The organism is Paraburkholderia sacchari, from assembly GCF_000785435.2.
Taxonomy (GTDB): Bacteria; Pseudomonadota; Gammaproteobacteria; order Burkholderiales; family Burkholderiaceae; genus Paraburkholderia; species Paraburkholderia sacchari.
On the sequence record NZ_JTDB02000007.1, the window covers coordinates 205,412 to 221,501 of the forward strand.

20 protein-coding genes, 2 tRNA genes and 1 pseudogene are annotated in these 16,090 nt (G+C 62.7%); 10 read left to right on the top strand and 13 right to left on the bottom strand.

The genetic code is table 11. The annotated features are described in order from the left end of the window. Window positions 1-73 precede the first annotated feature (73 nt). From NH14_RS23170 to NH14_RS23205, 8 genes are all read right to left on the bottom strand, one after another. Window positions 74-871, bottom strand: coding sequence for a transporter substrate-binding domain-containing protein (locus NH14_RS23170; protein WP_035526055.1), 798 nt, complete (start codon window positions 869-871; stop codon window positions 74-76). A gap of 125 nt (window positions 872-996) precedes the next feature. Next, window positions 997-2,031 (bottom strand): quinone-dependent dihydroorotate dehydrogenase, encoded by a 1,035-nt coding sequence (locus NH14_RS23175; RefSeq protein ID WP_035526058.1) that lies wholly within the window; start codon window positions 2,029-2,031, stop codon window positions 997-999. Window positions 2,032-2,175: 144 nt separating this feature from the next. Beyond that, entirely contained in the window at window positions 2,176-2,955 is a 780-nt protein-coding gene (locus tag NH14_RS23180; protein WP_052148028.1) for an arginyltransferase, read from the bottom strand. A gap of 147 nt (window positions 2,956-3,102) precedes the next feature. Next, on the bottom strand, window positions 3,103-3,867 hold the full coding sequence (aat, locus tag NH14_RS23185) for a leucyl/phenylalanyl-tRNA--protein transferase (protein WP_035526060.1): 765 nt from the start codon (window positions 3,865-3,867) through the stop codon (window positions 3,103-3,105). Window positions 3,868-3,881: 14 nt separating this feature from the next. Then, entirely contained in the window at window positions 3,882-4,427 is a 546-nt protein-coding gene (locus tag NH14_RS23190) for an NUDIX hydrolase (protein WP_035526063.1), read from the bottom strand. After that, window positions 4,424-5,764 carry a tetratricopeptide repeat-containing glycosyltransferase family protein gene (locus tag NH14_RS23195; protein WP_152617133.1) on the bottom strand — a complete coding sequence of 447 codons (1,341 nt, stop codon included), beginning with the start codon at window positions 5,762-5,764 and terminating at the stop codon, window positions 4,424-4,426. The genes NH14_RS23190 and NH14_RS23195 overlap by 4 nt, the downstream gene beginning before the upstream one ends. Before the next feature lie 258 nt (window positions 5,765-6,022). Continuing rightward, a complete protein-coding gene (locus tag NH14_RS23200; protein WP_035526066.1) occupies window positions 6,023-6,310 on the bottom strand; it encodes a hypothetical protein in 288 nt (95 codons plus the stop codon). Window positions 6,311-6,425: 115 nt separating this feature from the next. Next, window positions 6,426-6,502, bottom strand: a tRNA-Met gene (locus tag NH14_RS23205). A gap of 241 nt (window positions 6,503-6,743) precedes the next feature. Here NH14_RS23205 and NH14_RS23210 point away from each other — a divergent pair. Together NH14_RS23210 and NH14_RS23215 are read left to right on the top strand one after the other, a co-directional pair. Further along, window positions 6,744-7,241, top strand: coding sequence for a heme-degrading domain-containing protein (locus NH14_RS23210; protein WP_035526068.1), 498 nt, complete (start codon window positions 6,744-6,746; stop codon window positions 7,239-7,241). 10 nt (window positions 7,242-7,251) lie between these two features. Next, window positions 7,252-7,584 carry a DMT family transporter gene (locus NH14_RS23215; protein ID WP_176329286.1) on the top strand — a complete coding sequence of 111 codons (333 nt, stop codon included), beginning with the start codon at window positions 7,252-7,254 and terminating at the stop codon, window positions 7,582-7,584. Between the two features lie 16 nt (window positions 7,585-7,600). On the opposite strand, the gene NH14_RS23220 is transcribed toward NH14_RS23215, so the two are convergent. Further along, complete coding sequence (locus NH14_RS23220; RefSeq protein ID WP_035526074.1) at window positions 7,601-7,813, bottom strand: hypothetical protein; 213 nt, start codon at window positions 7,811-7,813, stop codon at window positions 7,601-7,603. Between the two features lie 334 nt (window positions 7,814-8,147). On the opposite strand from NH14_RS23220, the gene NH14_RS23225 reads away from it, so the two are divergent. The 3 genes and pseudogenes from NH14_RS23225 to NH14_RS33660 form a co-directional block, all read left to right on the top strand. After that, window positions 8,148-8,432: a DUF1488 family protein gene (locus NH14_RS23225; protein ID WP_035526077.1), complete on the top strand. Its 285-nt coding sequence runs from the start codon at window positions 8,148-8,150 to the stop codon at window positions 8,430-8,432. 69 nt (window positions 8,433-8,501) lie between these two features. After that, window positions 8,502-9,236, top strand: a complete 735-nt coding sequence (locus NH14_RS23230; RefSeq protein WP_052148029.1) for a TetR/AcrR family transcriptional regulator — start codon at window positions 8,502-8,504, stop codon at window positions 9,234-9,236. 36 nt (window positions 9,237-9,272) lie between these two features. Then, window positions 9,273-9,395 (top strand): annotated as a pseudogene (locus NH14_RS33660) (enoyl-CoA hydratase/isomerase family protein); the annotation flags it as partial. A gap of 103 nt (window positions 9,396-9,498) precedes the next feature. Here NH14_RS33660 and NH14_RS23240 read toward each other — a convergent pair. Further along, the gene (locus NH14_RS23240) at window positions 9,499-9,924 is read right to left on the bottom strand and encodes a hypothetical protein (protein WP_035526080.1); all 426 of its coding nucleotides are present in this window, start codon (window positions 9,922-9,924) and stop codon (window positions 9,499-9,501) included. Between the two features lie 303 nt (window positions 9,925-10,227). Between NH14_RS23240 and ssuD the strand changes: the two genes are divergently transcribed. The 5 genes from ssuD (at window position 10,228) to NH14_RS23265 (ending at window position 13,929) form a co-directional block, all read left to right on the top strand. Continuing rightward, window positions 10,228-11,385: an FMNH2-dependent alkanesulfonate monooxygenase gene (gene ssuD / locus NH14_RS23245; protein WP_035526404.1), complete on the top strand. Its 1,158-nt coding sequence runs from the start codon at window positions 10,228-10,230 to the stop codon at window positions 11,383-11,385. A 92-nt stretch (window positions 11,386-11,477) separates the two neighbouring features. After that, window positions 11,478-12,326: an aliphatic sulfonate ABC transporter permease SsuC gene (ssuC, locus tag NH14_RS23250; protein ID WP_035526082.1), complete on the top strand. Its 849-nt coding sequence runs from the start codon at window positions 11,478-11,480 to the stop codon at window positions 12,324-12,326. Continuing rightward, window positions 12,323-13,315 (top strand): ATP-binding cassette domain-containing protein, encoded by a 993-nt coding sequence (locus NH14_RS23255; RefSeq protein WP_035526085.1) that lies wholly within the window; start codon window positions 12,323-12,325, stop codon window positions 13,313-13,315. Before ssuC ends, NH14_RS23255 begins: the two co-directional genes overlap by 4 nt. Window positions 13,316-13,375: 60 nt before the next feature. Continuing rightward, window positions 13,376-13,591, top strand: coding sequence for a TOBE domain-containing protein (locus tag NH14_RS23260; protein WP_035526088.1), 216 nt, complete (start codon window positions 13,376-13,378; stop codon window positions 13,589-13,591). A gap of 95 nt (window positions 13,592-13,686) precedes the next feature. After that, window positions 13,687-13,929 carry a DUF6566 family protein gene (locus tag NH14_RS23265; protein ID WP_035526091.1) on the top strand — a complete coding sequence of 81 codons (243 nt, stop codon included), beginning with the start codon at window positions 13,687-13,689 and terminating at the stop codon, window positions 13,927-13,929. A 46-nt stretch (window positions 13,930-13,975) separates the two neighbouring features. Here the strand turns inward: NH14_RS23265 and NH14_RS23270 are convergent, their stop codons facing one another. From NH14_RS23270 to dusA, 3 genes are all read right to left on the bottom strand, one after another. Beyond that, window positions 13,976-14,347 (bottom strand): DUF805 domain-containing protein, encoded by a 372-nt coding sequence (locus NH14_RS23270; protein WP_052148030.1) that lies wholly within the window; start codon window positions 14,345-14,347, stop codon window positions 13,976-13,978. Between the two features lie 357 nt (window positions 14,348-14,704). Beyond that, window positions 14,705-14,780 (bottom strand) — tRNA-His (locus NH14_RS23275). A gap of 94 nt (window positions 14,781-14,874) precedes the next feature. Then, window positions 14,875-15,900, bottom strand: coding sequence for a tRNA dihydrouridine(20/20a) synthase DusA (gene dusA / locus NH14_RS23280; protein WP_052148031.1), 1,026 nt, complete (start codon window positions 15,898-15,900; stop codon window positions 14,875-14,877). Between the last annotated feature and the right edge of the window lie 190 nt (window positions 15,901-16,090).

Below are 16,090 nucleotides of genomic sequence, written 5' to 3' on the forward strand. Positions count from 1 at the left end.
TTTGAGGCGCTCGCGAGGCGAGCCATAAGAACAGGGGACGGCACCCTGGGATGCGGCCCCGTGACTTGCATCGTTACTTCGTGATCGGCTTGGTCACGTCGATGCCGAACCACTTGTCCGAGATCTTCGTGAAGGTGCCGTCGGCTTCGAGTTGCGCCATGGTTTCGTCGATGGCCTTGGCGAACTTCGGATTACCCTTCCTGAACGGAATGGCCGACGGGTTGCCGGCGCCGACCATCGCGCCCGTGCGCAGCGGCAACTGCGAGTTCTTCAGCAGGTAGGCGAGCATCAGGCGGTCGTTGAGCGCCGCGTCCAGACGTCCGGCCGCGAGGTCGCGCAGGTATTCCGGCGCACCGGGATAGGTCTTCACGTCGATGCCCGGCACCGACTTCGCCATGTCCATGTAGTTGGTGCCCAGACCCACGCCGAGCTTCTTGCCCTTCAGCTCTTCGAGCGACGTGAACTGGCGCTTGTCGTCCTTGCGCTGAATGAGCTGCGCGGCCGAGTACGTGTAGGCCGGCGAGAAGTCGAGCGCGGCCTTGCGCTGGTCGGTGACGCCCACCTGGTTGACGATCACGTCGAATTTACCGGCTTGCAGGCCCGCGATGATGCCGCTCCATTCGGTCGTGACGAATTCGGGCTTCAGGCCCATCTTCGCGGCCACGGCCTTGGCGATGTCGACGTCAAAGCCAACCAGTTCGCCGTTAGGCGCCTTCGAGTTGAACGGCGGGAACGTGCCTTCGAGACCGATGCGCAGCGTGCCGCGCGCCTTCGCCTGGTCGAGCAGGTCTTCGGCGTGGGCGCTCGCTGCAACGAACGATGCGCCGGCGAGTGCGAGCGCAAGGAGCTTTTTCAGCAAGGCGACTTTCATTGTTTTCCTCTTGTTTTGCTGCGGTTTTGTAGCGAGCCCGAGGACTCCCCAGGCCGGCTGTCTTCTGTTGCGGCGTTCGTGGCCCGATACGCGCCACGCGCCGCACATGGCCTGAAACTATAGCCTCACGCGCGGCCCGAGGCCAGCGCCCGCGCGCATTCGGCAATGAGCGCCGGGCCGCGGTAGATGAAACCTGTATAGACCTGCACGAGCGACGCCCCCGCGGCGATCTTCGCACGCGCATCTTCGCCCGAGAAAATGCCGCCTACGCCGATGATCGGCACCTGCTCGCCGAGTTCGGCGCGCAGCTTGCGGATCACCTCGTTCGAAGCCTCGAACACCGGGCGGCCCGAGAGGCCGCCGGTTTCGTTCGCATTGGGCAGGCCATCGACCGCCGCGCGCGAAAGCGTCGTATTCGTCGCGATCACGCCTTCGATCTGGTGGCGCAGGAGCGTGTCGGCGATCTCCTTGATCTGCTCGTCGTCGAGATCGGGCGCGATCTTCAGCGCGAGCGGCACGAGCTTGCCGTGCATGTCGGCGAGACGCTGCTGCTTGTCCTTGAGCGCCGCGAGCAGCGCGTCGAGCTCGCCGCCTCCCTGCAGCTGGCGCAGATTCTTCGTGTTCGGCGACGAGATGTTGATCGTCACATAGCTCGCGAACGGATAGACGCGCTCGAGACAGAACAAGTAGTCGTCGGCGGCGCGCTCGATCGGCGTGTCGGCGTTCTTGCCGATGTTCAGGCCGAGGATGCCGCGATAGCGCGCGGCCTGCACGTTCTTCACGAACTGCTCGACGCCCTGATTGTTGAACCCCATCCGGTTGATGATGCCGCCGGCCTCGGGCAGGCGGAAAATGCGCGGCCGCGGATTGCCCGGCTGCGGGCGCGGCGTGACTGTGCCCACTTCGATAAAGCCGAAGCCCAGCGCGGCGAATCCGTCGATGGCGGCGCCTTCCTTGTCGAGGCCCGCGGCGAGTCCTACCGGATTGCGGAACGTGAGGCCCATGACGGTGCGCGGCGAATCGGGCACGCGCGGCGCGATGAGGCTTGCCAGGCCCGTGCGGCCCGCAGCGCCGATCATGCGCAGGGAGAGGTGGTGGGCGTCTTCGGCGTCCATGCGGAAGAGCCGGTCGCGGACGAGCGGATAAAGGGTGCTGAACACGGAGAAAAGGCGCGGGCGCCAAAAAAATGAGAACCCGCTATTTTAGCGATAAAGTTCACCCCGCAGTTCACAGCGCCGTTCGCCGCAAACGGCGGAGGGGCCGGGCGCATGCACGGGAAAGATTGCCGCGGCGCCGCTCGCGGGCTAGCTTTCGGCAGCTTCGCCCGTGGGGCCGAGCGCGCACCAGAGGCCGTCGAAGAGGCCTTCGAGCGGCTGAAAGCGGGCTTTATAGGCCATTTTCGGGCTCTCGCGGATCCAGTACCCGAGATAGACGTAGGGCAGTTGCAGACTGCGCGCCTGCTCGATTTGCCAGAGGATGTTGTAGGTGCCGTAGCTCGTGTGCGGGCTGTCGGGCTCGAAGAAGGTGTAGACCGAGGAGAGCCCGTCGCCGAGGATGTCGATCATGCTCACCATGCGCAGCGTGCCGGGCTCTTCGGGGCGCTGCGCATCGGGCTCGCGAAATTCCACGAGGCGCGAGTTGATCCGGCTTTGCAGCAGGAACTGCTCGTACTGGTCGCGGCTGTCGCGGTCCATGCCGCCGCCCGCGTGCCGCGCCGACTGGTAGCGCATGTAGAGCGCGTAATGCGCTTCGTCGTAATGGAGCGGCGCGACCGTCGCCACGAGTGCGCCATGACGCTTCCAGGCGCGGCGCTGGGTGCGGTTCGGCGCGAAGCGCTCGACCGGCACGCGCACCGGCACGCAGGCGCGGCAGCCGTCGCAATAGGGGCGGTACGTGAAGACGCCCGAGCGGCGGAAGCCCGCCTTCACGAGATCGGTGTAGACGTCGGAGTTGATGAGATGGCTGGGCGTCGCCACTTGCGAGCGCGCGATGCGCCCCTCCAGATAGCTGCAGGGGTAGGGCGCCGTTGCATAGAATTGCAGCGCGGAAAGCGGTGAAAGCGGCAGCTCGTTCGGATGCGTCACGTTGGCAGCTCTCGTAGCGGTTCGGATCGTCGCGCAGCGGATGCGACGTTTTCTCCTTGCATACTAACATTGACGCCAGACGCGTATCTATCGAATTGCGCGCCGCCGGGCATGGGTGACGGGCGTGGGCCCGTGCTCGCGCGCGTCTTAGAGCGCGGATACGGCGCTATTGTCGGCGTGGCCCTGGCGGACCCAATCGGCGAGCACGCTTTTATCGAAACGCCAGCCGATCGCGCCCGTGCCTACCGTCGCGCGCACATGCGCGATGAACGCCTTGCGCCCGATTTCGCGCGCCCCCAGCGAAGCCAGATGGGCGGTGTTCTGCTGGCAGTCGATCAGCTCGACGCCGTTGCGGCGCAGATGCGCGGCGAGCGCGGCGAGCGCGATTTTCGAGGCGTCGGTGATGGAGGCGAACATCGATTCGCCGAAAAACATCTTGCCGAGCGAGACGCCATAGAGGCCGCCCACGCGCTGGCCGTCGAACCACGCTTCGACGCTGTGCGCATCGCCGATGCGATGCAGGCTCGAATAGGCGTCGACCACGTCGGAGGTGATCCAGGTGCCGCGCTGGCCACGGCGCGGCGCGTTCGCGCAGGCGCGCATCACGGCGGGGAAGTCGTTGTCGACGCGGATTTCCCACGCGGGATCGCGCAGCACGCGCTTGAGCGTTTTCCTGAACGAGGGCGAAACCTTGAACTCGTCGGGGCGCAGGATCATGCGCGGATCGGGGCTCCACCAAAGCACGGGCTGGCCGTCCGAGTACCACGGAAAAATGCCGTGCCGATAGGCGTCGACGAGGCGCGAGGGCAGCAGGTCGGCGCTTGCGGCAAGCAGGCCCGGCGCGCCGCTCGACGCGCCAAGGGCGCGCTCGACAGGCGGGAACGGGTCGTCGGGCGAAAGCCAGGGCACCATCGCCGTAAAAGCAGTCAGCCGTCGCGCAGGGAGCGCAAGACGTCGCCCGTGTGCAGGCCATAGCTTCCCGACTGGCGGTCGGCGAAGAAGCAACGCAGGGTCTGGCCGACGGTGGGGAACGCGATGTCGTCCCACGGAATTTCGTGTTCTTCGAAGAGGCGCACTTCGAGGCTCTCTTCGCCGGCTTCGATATCGAGGTCGAGCAGGCGCGCGAGATAGAACAGATGCACCTGATGCACGCGCGGCACGTTCAGCAACGAGAACAGGTTCTGCACCTCGACGCGCGCGCCAGCTTCCTCGAGCGTCTCGCGCGCGGCGGCTTCGGAGGTCGTCTCGCCCATCTCCATGAAGCCGGCGGGCAGCGTCCAGTAGCCGTAGCGCGGCTCGATCGCGCGACGGCACAGCAGCACCTTGTCTTCCCAGACGGGAACGGTGCCGACCACATTGCGCGGATTCTGGTAGTGGATGGTGCCGCAGTGCGCGCAGACGTAGCGTTCGCGATTGTCGCCGGGCGGAACGAGCAGGCTGACCGCCTGACCACAAGTCGAGCAGAATTTCATGGGCACGATAGGGGGATGGGTGATGCGAGTGTATCACCGCAAGGCGGGGCGACGGGAGCCGGCGCGGATTCCCCGTATAGGAGGTGGGTGCGTGCCAGTAACGCGTCCCTCACTTCACTGACGACCTCGATCCAGTTTCCTAATTTGCGTTGCCGAAACAATCGCATGGTCGGATACCAGGGGCTGTCCATTCTATGGGTGAGCCATCGCCAATCGCCGTAAGCCGGTACGAGCGTCCACACAGGAGTACCTCCTGCGCCTGCGAGGTGAGCGACCGATGTGTCAACGGAAATAAGCAAATCCAGTTGATTGAGTATTGATAGCGTATCCGTAAAGTCATGGATTTCCGGGCCTAACGTGTGTATATCGAAATTCTCTTCAAGCGCGCGACTTGCCTGCTCGCTTTTTCCTTTCTGCAAGGAAAACCACGTCACGTCCGGTAGTGTGAAAAGAGGGATAAATGTATTCAGGCTGATCGACCGGAAACGATCGAGCGAGTGTGCGGGGCCGCCTTCCCACACCACTCCAATTTTCATATTGTGTCTGGATGCTTTACTGGCTGTAAGCGCGTTGATCCTGTGATTCCAGAAGTCGTCCTTTTCCGGCGATGACGATATATACCCGGTTGCATATGGAAGCATCGAAAGTTCCAGATTCATGAATTCTGGGACCCTGGTTATATGGCACCAGTATTGATAAGAACACGGTGGGATTCGAGTGTAGGTAGCGCGGATGCTGGCCATGGATTTTGCCAATGGTGCTATTGGCTCACTCACTAGCGCGTCCACTATTGCGCCTTTCTCGTTCAACCATTCCGCAAATCTTAAAAATTGAATTTCGTCGCCGCGTCCTTGTTCGCCAACAAGCAAAATTGTGCTTCCAGCGACCGATTCGCCCGACCACTTGGGAAAGGGTAGCTGAACCATGCTCTCTTCAATCCCGGGCAGCTGGTAATACCATTTTTTGCGTTTCCAGCCTTCTTCGAATTCGCCGAGGCGTAATAGCGTATCGGCATAGTGACTTTGGAAATAGGGGTTCTTGCTGTGGACGCTTACTGCGATCTCGATATGTTGTCGACTTTGCTCGACGTCGCCTGTTATGCTGCATGCTCTTGCGGCATCGTAACGCAATACGGGATGTGCGGGCGCAATTGCAAGCCCTTGCATTGCCACACTCAGGGTTTGCTCGAATCGATCGCTCTCGTATAAGGCGTAAGCGAGTTCTCTAAGTGCATCGGGGTTGTTGGCGATATGGCTTCTTATATTCAGCAGGGTTTCATCAAATGCGTTTGCCAGTTTGGCGAAATATTTGATTCTCTCCAAATCATTGCTGAGCATGAGTTAATCTCTTTGGGGAAGATTTTCCGCGACTAGCAGATCGTTATCCTTGCAAGCTTGACGCAATCGGTTGGTGATCGCCATATCTTGTTCAGGATATTGCGATCTTTTTCGCGTAGCGCGATATCGGATTTTTCCTAATTTGTGTTGAATTAGAGGGCAGGAATGACCGCGTGAAGCGTGAAGCCGGAGGGTACCAGAAAAACAAAACCCGGCGCGCGAGGCCGGGTTTCTTCATGTGACCGGACGGGCGTCCGGTTAGCATTCACCTTTCTTGGCGTGGCCGGGCGGGCAGTGCCAGCCCTTGTCGTGATGGTGGTGCCTGTCCCAGTCGTCGCGGTCCCAGTAACGGCGGCCATCCCAATAGCGGTCGCCATACCAGCCCGGCGTGACGACGATAGCGGCGGGAGGTGGCGGCGCAACCACGACAGGGACAACAGGGGTCCCCACGTTGATGCCCACGTTGACATCGGTCGCGTTTGCCGCGCTGGCCAAGCCGATAGATGCGGCGGCAAGTGCCAGGCGGATGAATGTTTGCTTCTTCATGGATCGGTCCCCCAAATATCGCCCCGTGCTCGGGACGGATTTCGCTGGACAACAAAAAACCCGCCGAAGCGGGTTTGATGGCATGACGGTTTTTGCGAAAAGCCTCAATGGGCTTTGGTTGCGGGGACAGGATTTGAACCTGCGACCTTCGGGTTATGAGCCCGACGAGCTGCCAGACTGCTCCACCCCGCGTCCGTCAAAGAAAAAGATTATAGGGTAAATATAGCGGTGATGCAACAATAATTAACGAACACCCTTCTGGACGATTGCAGAATCATTGCGGACAGGGCGGGCGAGGCTGCGCCCGGGGCGTTTGCACAGGGCGCCAGGCTAGAATCGTGTGCCCGGTTGCCGCAGCAGAAATGGCGAGCCGCCCAATTCGATCAATCCGCCCAATCTTTTTGCCTCTGACTCTGCCCTCATAACCTCTCATATGGATATCGCCCTCGATCTGCAATCGATAGCCGCGCAGGAGCACGCGCTGGTGTTTCCCCGTTTCGACACCGATCGCGCCTGGCAACTCGGCACCGTGCTGCGCGAGCTTGCGGTTGCGCGTTCGCACGCGGTCGTCATCGACGTGCGCACCTTTGGCCTGCCACAGTTCTTCTGCGCGCTTGCCGGCGCGACGCCCGAGAACGTCGAGTGGGCGCGCCGCAAGTCGCGCGTGGTCGAGCATTTCCGGCGCAGTTCGTATGCGATCGGTTTGCGCGTGCAGCAGTCGGGCTCGTCGCTCGCCGAGAAAAACGGCCTGCCCGTGGCGGATTACGCCACCCATGGCGGCGCGTTTCCGCTGACCGTCGCGGGTGCCGGCGTGATCGGCTCGGTGACGGTTTCGGGCCTGCCGCAGCGCGCCGATCACGAGCTCGTGGTCGAGGCGCTGTGCGCCCACCTCGACGCCGACTACAGCAAGCTCGCGCTTGCGAAGGCCTGACGCAATGCGCATGTCTCCCTGGCTCATTCTCGTCGTTGCCATCGTCGCGGAAGTCATTGCTACGTCCGCGCTGCGCGCTTCGGAGGGTTTTTCGCGGATCGTGCCGTCGGCGGTGGTGGTCGCCGGTTATGGCGTCGCGTTCTACTGTCTCTCGCTTACGCTCAAGAATCTGCCCGTGGGCGTGGTCTATGCCGTTTGGTCCGGCGTGGGCATCGTGCTCATCACGCTCGTCGCGATGGTGCTCTACAAGCAGGTGCCCGATTTGCCCGCCGTGCTCGGCCTCGGGCTCATCGTGGCCGGTGTGGTCGTGTTGAATCTGTTTTCAAAGATGCAGGCTCACTGAATCACACCGAGGCTATTCAGTATTCAGGCGGCACGATGCGGATGCCGCTGCTCGCGATAGTCTTGCGGCTACGTTCGCCTTCGGGCGTGGCCGCGTCTTCCCACAGGCTGATCGCGCGCGAGATCTCGATGCCGTTTTCCCGTGTGTAAGTGAACCAGCGGCTCGCGGCCTGTTGCTCGGATATCCCACGGTTTTCTTCGAAGTATTGGCCTCTCCGGTGCGATTCCATAGTTCTCCTGTGTCGGCCTGGAGTTAGTGCTTTAGCACTTACTCCAGGCCCATGCAGCGCTCCTGCTCTGGTCCCATGCTTCGCAGTTGAGCGGGGCTGGTGCTCCACTTCATGCAAAGCCGAGCTTGCAATAGTGAAAGGGTTGTATGCCGCGCTTTTCTTGCGCGCCGATCATGTTTGAGTGTTGCAGGTTCCGTACCCATTCGTCTAGCGGTTGCACGGCGCCCGATGTCATGTATCGGCCCTGTCGCGGCGTGCAGCGAGTAACATGGGACGCGGTCCCGCCGCCCGCCGGCGCGGCTTTTTTTCAGCAGATTTTCCAACGGGGCTGGACATGGATATCCGTTTCCCTTCCGAGGCGCCGTCCTGGCACGATGTGAATCTCACCGTGGGGTTTCCCGCGCTGGTGGACGGTGCGCGCGTGCCCTGCGCGATCTCGGTCGAGGCGCTCGAGGATCATTTCGGTGCGCTGTCCGATGGACGGGACGCGTGGATGCAGGCGTTCGATGCGGGCCGCCCGCGCATCGAGGCCGTGGCGCGCGCGCATCTGGAACTTGGCAACGGCACGCCGGTGCTGCTAAAAAGCGGCCATTTTCCACCGGGCCGTCTGCTTTCCTGATGAGGCTGCGCGTGCCGGCGTCGTACCATCCCGGCGCACCGGCTCGATAATCGCGCCCAGGCTGTTCCCATGAACACCGCTGAACCGAAAGCCCCCGACGCCACTGCGTTTCGCATGGCACTGCGCGCACGCATACTGGATGCCGCGCGCCGCATCGTGGCGCGTGACGGGCTGCATGCGCTTTCGATGCGCAAGCTTGCCGAGGCTGTCGGCTATTCGCCGGCTTCGCTTTACCTCCATTTCGACAGCCGCGACGAGATTGCCCGCGCGCTGGGACGCGAGAGCTTTGCGCAGTTGCTTGCGCATCTCGAACCGTGTGCGCAGATCGGCGACCCGTGGGAGCGGCTTCATGCGCTGGCGCATGCTTATGTCGCATTCGGGCGCGCGCATCAGGAGGCTTACCGGCTCATGTACATGGAGCCGGGGGAGGGCGGCCGTTCCGGCGCGCACGCGAAGGGCCGCGCCGCAACGCGGGCGGCGAGCGAATCTCCGGCGATTGCTAATCCCGGCGATATGCTGCCTTGCGAAGAAGCTGGGCGCGTGGCGGATCTGTTCGCCGACGCGCTCGAAGCGCTTGCAAGCGCGGGGCATTTGCGTAGCGGCGCGCAATGCGAGCCGGCGCTGCTCGCGCGCGCGTTATGGGCGATGCTCCATGGCGTCGTGGTGTTTTCGCTGATCGGGCCGGGGTTCGCGCATGAGGCGTCGTTGGCGCCTATCGTCGACGCCGGGCTCGGCGGCTGGCTTGGCGGTGTGCCGCCGCCCGCGCGTGCCGTGGAGAAAAACCCGGAGGGCCCATCGTCATAGTTTTGCTGGGCGTGGTTAGCCAAGGGCGTGAGCATGGAGAACCGTCCGAATCATGCAATCTTCAGTTATCCGAAACCTTATATCGCGTTGATCAATGGCGTCGTGATGGGCGGCACGGCACGTATGGCGATGTCCGAGACGCGCATTGGTTTTTTTCCCCGATGTCGATTGGGCCGAGCAGATTGCGGGGGGGCGTTGCCGGACCCGTCAGCCGATACCGCGCGCGGCGCGCCTGTTTCTTGCGCCGCGCACGGGTGCCGGTTCAGTCTTCGCTGGTTTCGCTCATGAAGGCGCGCATGAACACGAGTGAGCCCCAGCCCCAGATCGCATTCGACGCGAAGCCCATGGCGACGCGCGGCAGCATGTTGCCGCTCGGCCAGATGCCGCGCAGCGGATCGACCACGAACAGCATGGCGGCCGTGAGCACGATGCCGCCGAACACGAACGCCTGCACCCACGGCGCGGGGCGCGACGGCGAGATGCGCAGCAGCCACGTCATCGGGATGGCCCACAGCGCGCTCCAGATTGCATTGACGAGGAACTCGGGCAGGCCGATGGGGGCGAACGGCTCGGTGGAGAAACCGGCGGCGTCGATGACTTGCGCCGCGTGAAGCAGCGCGAGCGTTGCCTCGCGAAAGAACAGTGAGGCCAGAAAGCCGGATACGAACGGCAAAATCAGTTTTTGCATGAGGAGGCGCGAGGATTGCGTGGCGCGGACCGCGCATGCCTGAAATGAAAAGGCGTAAAAGCGCGGCCGGCCGGATTATTGTCGATGTGTGCGCCATTATATCGGCGCGCCGCGCCTGTGATTGCCCCTGTGTATGTTAAAGCGTCGCGTAAAGCACGAAATTGGAAAACCTAAGCTCAAAAAAATTGTTCAAAACGCTTAGGGCGATCCCTAGACTGGGTCCCCATGACGACGGCGCCGCCGCTGTGGCCCCGCGCCCCGGACTTTTTCGTTTCACGGCTCGAACAAAAGCAGGAGCAATGCATGAATGTGTTCTGGTTCATTCCGACCCATGGCGACAGCCGTTATCTGGGGACGTCCGAAGGCGCGCGCGCCGCTGATCTCGCCTATTTCCAGCAAGTGGCCGTCGCGGCGGATACGCTTGGCTATGAAGGCGTTCTGCTGCCGACGGGCCGTTCATGCGAAGACGCATGGGTCGTGGCATCGAGCCTGATTGCCGCGACGCGGCGCCTGAAGTTCCTCGTCGCGATTCGCCCGGGGCTTTCGTCGCCGGCGCTTTCCGCGCGCATGGCCGCGACTTTCGATCGCCTTTCGAATGGACGATTGCTGATCAACGTCGTGACCGGGGGCGACGCCGCCGAACTCGAAGGCGACGGTGTGTTCGTCGATCACGACACGCGCTACGAAATCACCGACGAATTCCTGCATATCTGGCGCAAGCTGCTTGCAGCTTCGCATACCAACGAAGCAATCGACTTCGAAGGCAAGCACCTGAGTTCGAAGGGCGGCAGGGTGCTTTATCCGCCGGTGCAGCATCCGCATCCGCCGCTGTGGTTCGGCGGCTCGTCGCCGGCTGCGCACGACATGGCGGGCGCGCACATCGATACGTATCTGACATGGGGCGAACCGCCCGAGGCCGTCGCGAAGAAGATCGCCGATATCCGCGCACGGGCCGAACGGCACGGCCGCAAGATCCGCTTCGGCATTCGTATGCACGTGATCGTGCGTGAGACCGAGGAGGAAGCATGGGCGGCGGCGGAGCGCCTCATCAGCCGTCTCGACGACGACACCATCGCGCGTGCGCAAGCCGCGTTCAACAAGATGGATTCGGAAGGCCAGCGCCGCATGGCCGAACTGCACGGCGGCAAGCGCGGCACGCGCAAGGAACTGGAGGTATATCCGAACCTGTGGGCGGGGGTAGGCCTGGTGCGCGGCGGCGCGGGCACAGCGCTGGTCGGCAATCCGGAGCAGGTTGCCGAGCGCATGAAGGAATACGCGCAGTTGGGCATCGAGACCTTCATTCTCTCCGGATATCCTCATCTTGAGGAATCCTATCGCTTCGCCGAACTCGTGTTCCCGCTGTTGCCGGGGCGCCGTACGAAGACATCGGGTGGTCCCATCTCGGGTCCGTTTGGCGAGGTGGTCGGCAATCAGTATCTGCCGAAGGTGAGCCAGAGCTGATTCGCAAGCAGTAGCGCGTCAGGCCTCCGAGTGGCGGCGCACGCGAATACCTCACCGCTCGAACCGCGCAATATGATAAGGATGACATAACGATGAATCAATCCGCTGTGACTGCTGCCGGCTCGGCCATTGCCCCACGTAGCGGGCGGCCATTCGCCTTCGTCGGACGCAAGGCGCTCGCCCGCATCGCTCCCTGGCTCGTGCCGCTCGCGATTCTGGCTGCGTGGGAGCTGGCTGCGCGCAGCGGCGCGCTTTCCACGCGTGTGTTGCCCGAGCCGCTCGCGGTCGTGAAGGCCGCGTGGTCGCTCATCGAATCGGGCGAGATGCTGCAGGACGTGCGCGTAAGCACGTTGCGCGCGATTTCGGGTTTCGCGATCGGCGGCGGCATCGGTCTCGTGCTCGGTCTTGCCACCGGGCTCTTCAAGCCCGCGGAGACCGCGCTCGATTCGACCATCCAGATGATCCGCAATATTCCCGCGCTCGCGATGATTCCACTCGTGATCCTCTGGTTCGGCATCGAAGAGCAGGCGAAGGTGTTTCTCGTCGCGCTCGGTGTGTTCTTCCCCGTGTATGTGAATACTTTTCACGGCATCCGCTCGGTGGACGCGAACCTCATCGAGATGGCGCGCAGCTATGGCCTCAGGGGCTTTGCGCTCTATCGCGAAGTCATCCTGCCAGGCGCGCTGCCGTCGATTCTGGTGGGCGTGCGCTTCGCGCTGGGGCTGATGTGGGTAACGCTGATTGTCGCGGAAACGATTTCCGCGCAGTCGGGCATCGGCTACATGACGATGAACGCGCGCGAATTTCTTCAGACCGATGTGGTGGTGGTCGGCATTCTGCTGTACGCCGCGCTCGGCAAGCTCGCCGACTGGCTTGCCAAATGGCTCGAGCGTGCCGCGCTGCGCTGGCACCCCGCTTATCAACAAGGGAGCGATGCATGAACGCAAGCACGTTGGCGGTTCATTTCGGCGGCGTCGCGGGCCGTGATCTCGAAGCCGAGATCGAATTGCCGCGCACTCAGGAGCGCGAAGCGCACGAGGCCGGCGAGCAGGATGGCGCGCAGCGCACTCACATCGGCGGTCAGGATCGACGTGCGCCGGCAACAAGAGACACGGCGACGGCGCGCAGCGATGCGCGCGCGCACGACCCGGCCGTCGAATTGCGCCGCGTGGGCAAGCGCTACGGCGAGCGCGTGGTGCTCGACGGCTTCGACCTCTCGATCGAACGTGGCAGCTTCGTGGCGATCGTGGGACGAAGCGGCTGCGGGAAATCTACGCTGCTGCGCCTCGTAGCCGGGCTCGAAGCGCCCGATGCCGGCGAGCTGACGCGACGCGACGAGCATGGTGCGCCGCTCGAGACGCGCATGATGTTTCAGGACGCACGGCTCCTGCCGTGGAAAACGGTGCTCCAGAACGTGATGCTTGGGCTTGGGCGCGGTGCGCGCGACGACGCTCGCGCGGTGCTCGATGAAGTGGGACTGCTTGCACGCGCCGACGAGTGGCCCGCGCGGCTCTCGGGCGGGCAGCGTCAGCGCGTGGCGCTTGCGCGGGCGCTGGTGCACCGGCCGAGTCTGTTGCTGCTCGACGAACCGCTAGGCGCACTCGACGCGCTCACGCGCATCGAAATGCACGCGCTGATCGAGCGCCTTTGGCGCGAGCACCGCTTTACCGCGTTGCTGGTCACCCACGACGTGCATGAGGCCGTTGCGCTGGGCGACCGCATTCTGCTGGTGGAGCAGGGCCGCATCGCACTCGACCAGCGCGTGCCGCTCGAACGCCCCCGCGCCCGCGCCGACGCGCGCTTTGCCGGAATCGAAGAGCGCGTGCTCCAGCGCGTGCTGGGCAGCGAAACGCCCGCGAGCGCGCATGCGCCCCGGGCCAACGAAATGCCTTATGGCCTGCGCCCCGCCGAGGTGCGCTGGGCGGTGTGAATGCGGGGCAAAGCATCCGTACCCAATGATTTTCGTTTATCAACTTCAGGAGCCGAATCAATGAGCATTTCCGCCATCAACGTGCGCAACCAGTTCCGCGGCAAGGTCAAGGAGATCATCCGTGGGCCGGTGGTATCGGAGGTCGACGTCGACACACCGTTTGGCGTGGTCACTTCGGTTATCACGACGCGCTCGATCGACGAACTCGAACTGAAGGTCGGCTCGGAAGTCGTCGCGCTCGTGAAGTCGACGGAGGTGTCGATCGCGCGCCTGTGAATCGCCGGCGGGCGGCTTCGGGGCTCGCGCGGAGAGTTGTGCGCCCGGCGTGGAAGTGCGAGGATGGATCACTCAACCACGACGGAGAGACGATCATGGAGCCGAAAGGCATCGACATGGGCGACTACGAGGAGCGCTACAAGGACTACGACATCGAAGTCGCGGTCGAACAGGTGCTCACGGGCGTGAAGGCGCACTTTCGCGTGCTCAAGGCCGGCGCTCTGGTAACGGACTGGCAACTGGTCCATATCGACCGCCTCTGGTCGACCGAGCATGCGGCGGCCGAGGCGGGTTTCGAGGCGGCGCGCGCGTGGATTGACGGCGGTGTGGCGCAATGAGGTTTATCGCATTGCAGGTACGGCGCCGCCTGGTCATGTGCGTGCCTCAGAAGGCGCTCGCTTCGCTTTTGCGTGGATTCCGATAAAAGCGTGTTCCATTGAATTTATCGGGGCCGACAAATAGCAGCAGCACCAAACCGATCTGGCCAAATGGCACGATCGCTATCAACCACCACCACCAGCCGCTCACGCCAATATCGTGGAGCCGGCGCACCATTGCGGCAATGGGAACCCAGAAAGCCACGCACACAATCACCATGCCGAGAATCGCGGCCGGGAGCGTATTGCCGAGACCATCTTCGGGCATGAGAGTGTCGAGCGCATAAACGAATATCAGGAACAGCGCCATCGTGATGGCGTACTCGCGCCGCGTGGCGCGGCCAGAAAGCGTGAAGCGTCGTTCGAGCCATTTTTCCATGGTGTCGATATTTCCGTCGTCGGTTGCATGCTGTTGGATTTATTTCGCTGCGGGAAGCGATTTTACGCACGGGTGACGGTGGGATGGCATAGGTTTTATCGAGTTTATTGATTTGGCATCCTGCATATTATTGCTTGTGAATAGATTGGCTTGAGTTATTCATTCTGCATGCTGGGAAGGTCGCTTTGGGCACTGAGGTGCCGAGTCGCCAGGCGGTCCGTAGTGCGATGGAATCCATAAGGACTCCATGGGACGGATCGTTTGCTGGGTTGATGGCGAATACGGGGGTATTCGGTATTCGAAAGCCGGAAAGCAAAAAGCCCAGTTCATTTGAACTGGGCTTTTTGCTTGAATTCTTGGGGTGGCTGATGGGACTCGAACCCACGACAACAGGAATCACAATCCTGGACTCTACCAACTGAGCTACAGCCACCACTGTTACTGCTTTCTCGCTAGCGCTGCTTTGTGAGCGGCGTCAATCAAGAAGCAGGATTATATACATAGCGGATCGGACTTGCCTAGCCCCTTTATTCAAATATTTCAGAAGAAAGTGCAGGCGACGCTTCCATGGGGCTGCGCAGGTGGGCGCGCGCTTCCTCGAAGATTGCGAGGTCGCCCTTGGCAAGCTTGCGGTTGTCCGACAGCACGCGCCGCCATCCGCGCGCGCCGGCTTCGCCGCGATACAGCCCCAGTGCGTGGCGCGTGATCGCGGCCAGGTGCGTGCCGCGTGCCACTTCACTCGCGCAGTACTGCATGAGCTTCGCTTCGATGTCGTCGCGCGTGGGCGCGGGTTCGCTGGCGCCATAGAAACGCGCGTCGACGCTGGCCAGCACGTAGGGGTTGTGGTAAGCCTCGCGCCCGAGCATCACGCCGTCGACGTGCTCGAGGTGCAAAGCCACCTCGTCGAGCGTCTTGATGCCGCCGTTAATGATGATTTCGAGCTGCGGAAAATCGCGCTTGAGCTGCCAGGCGTATTCGTACTTGAGCGGCGGAATCTCGCGGTTTTCCTTCGGGCTCAAGCCTTTGAGAATGGCGTTGCGCGCATGGACGATGAAAACCGTGCAACCCGCATCCGCGATGGTGCCGACAAAATCGCGCACGAACGCGTAGTCCTCGACCGCATCCACGCCGATGCGATGCTTGACCGTGACCGGCACCGAAACCGCGTCGCGCATTGCTTTTACGCAGTCGGCCACGAGCTGCGGCTCGTTCATCAGGCACGCGCCGAAAGCGCCGCGCTGGACGCGCTCGGACGGGCAGCCGCAGTTCAGGTTGATTTCGTCGTAGCCCCATTGCTCGCCGAGCTTGGCCGACCGGGCGAGGTCGTCCGGCTCGCTGCCGCCCAGTTGCAGCGCGACCGGCGCTTCGTCGGGCGTGAACGCAAGATGGCGCGGCACGTCGCCGTGGAGCAGGGCGCCCGTCGTCACCATCTCCGTATACAGCCAGGTGTGCCGTGAGATGAAGCGGTGCAGCGAGCGGCAGTGGCGGTCAGTCCAATCCATCATCGGGGCAACGGACACGCGGCGGGGACTGGCGATACGGTGGGTGGACATGGCGAATCGGTGCGCAAGAAAGCGCGACAAGCGTGGATCAACCTTTTATTTTATCGCAACCCCGCCCAAGCGAGTTCCTGGGCGTTCCAGCGATTTCGCGCTACAGCATGCGGGCAGCGTGGGCCGGGTGTTTTGTGCGAGCGCTAGTTGGAGCGCTTCCGGTACGTTCGGCCAGGCGAAAGACCCTTCA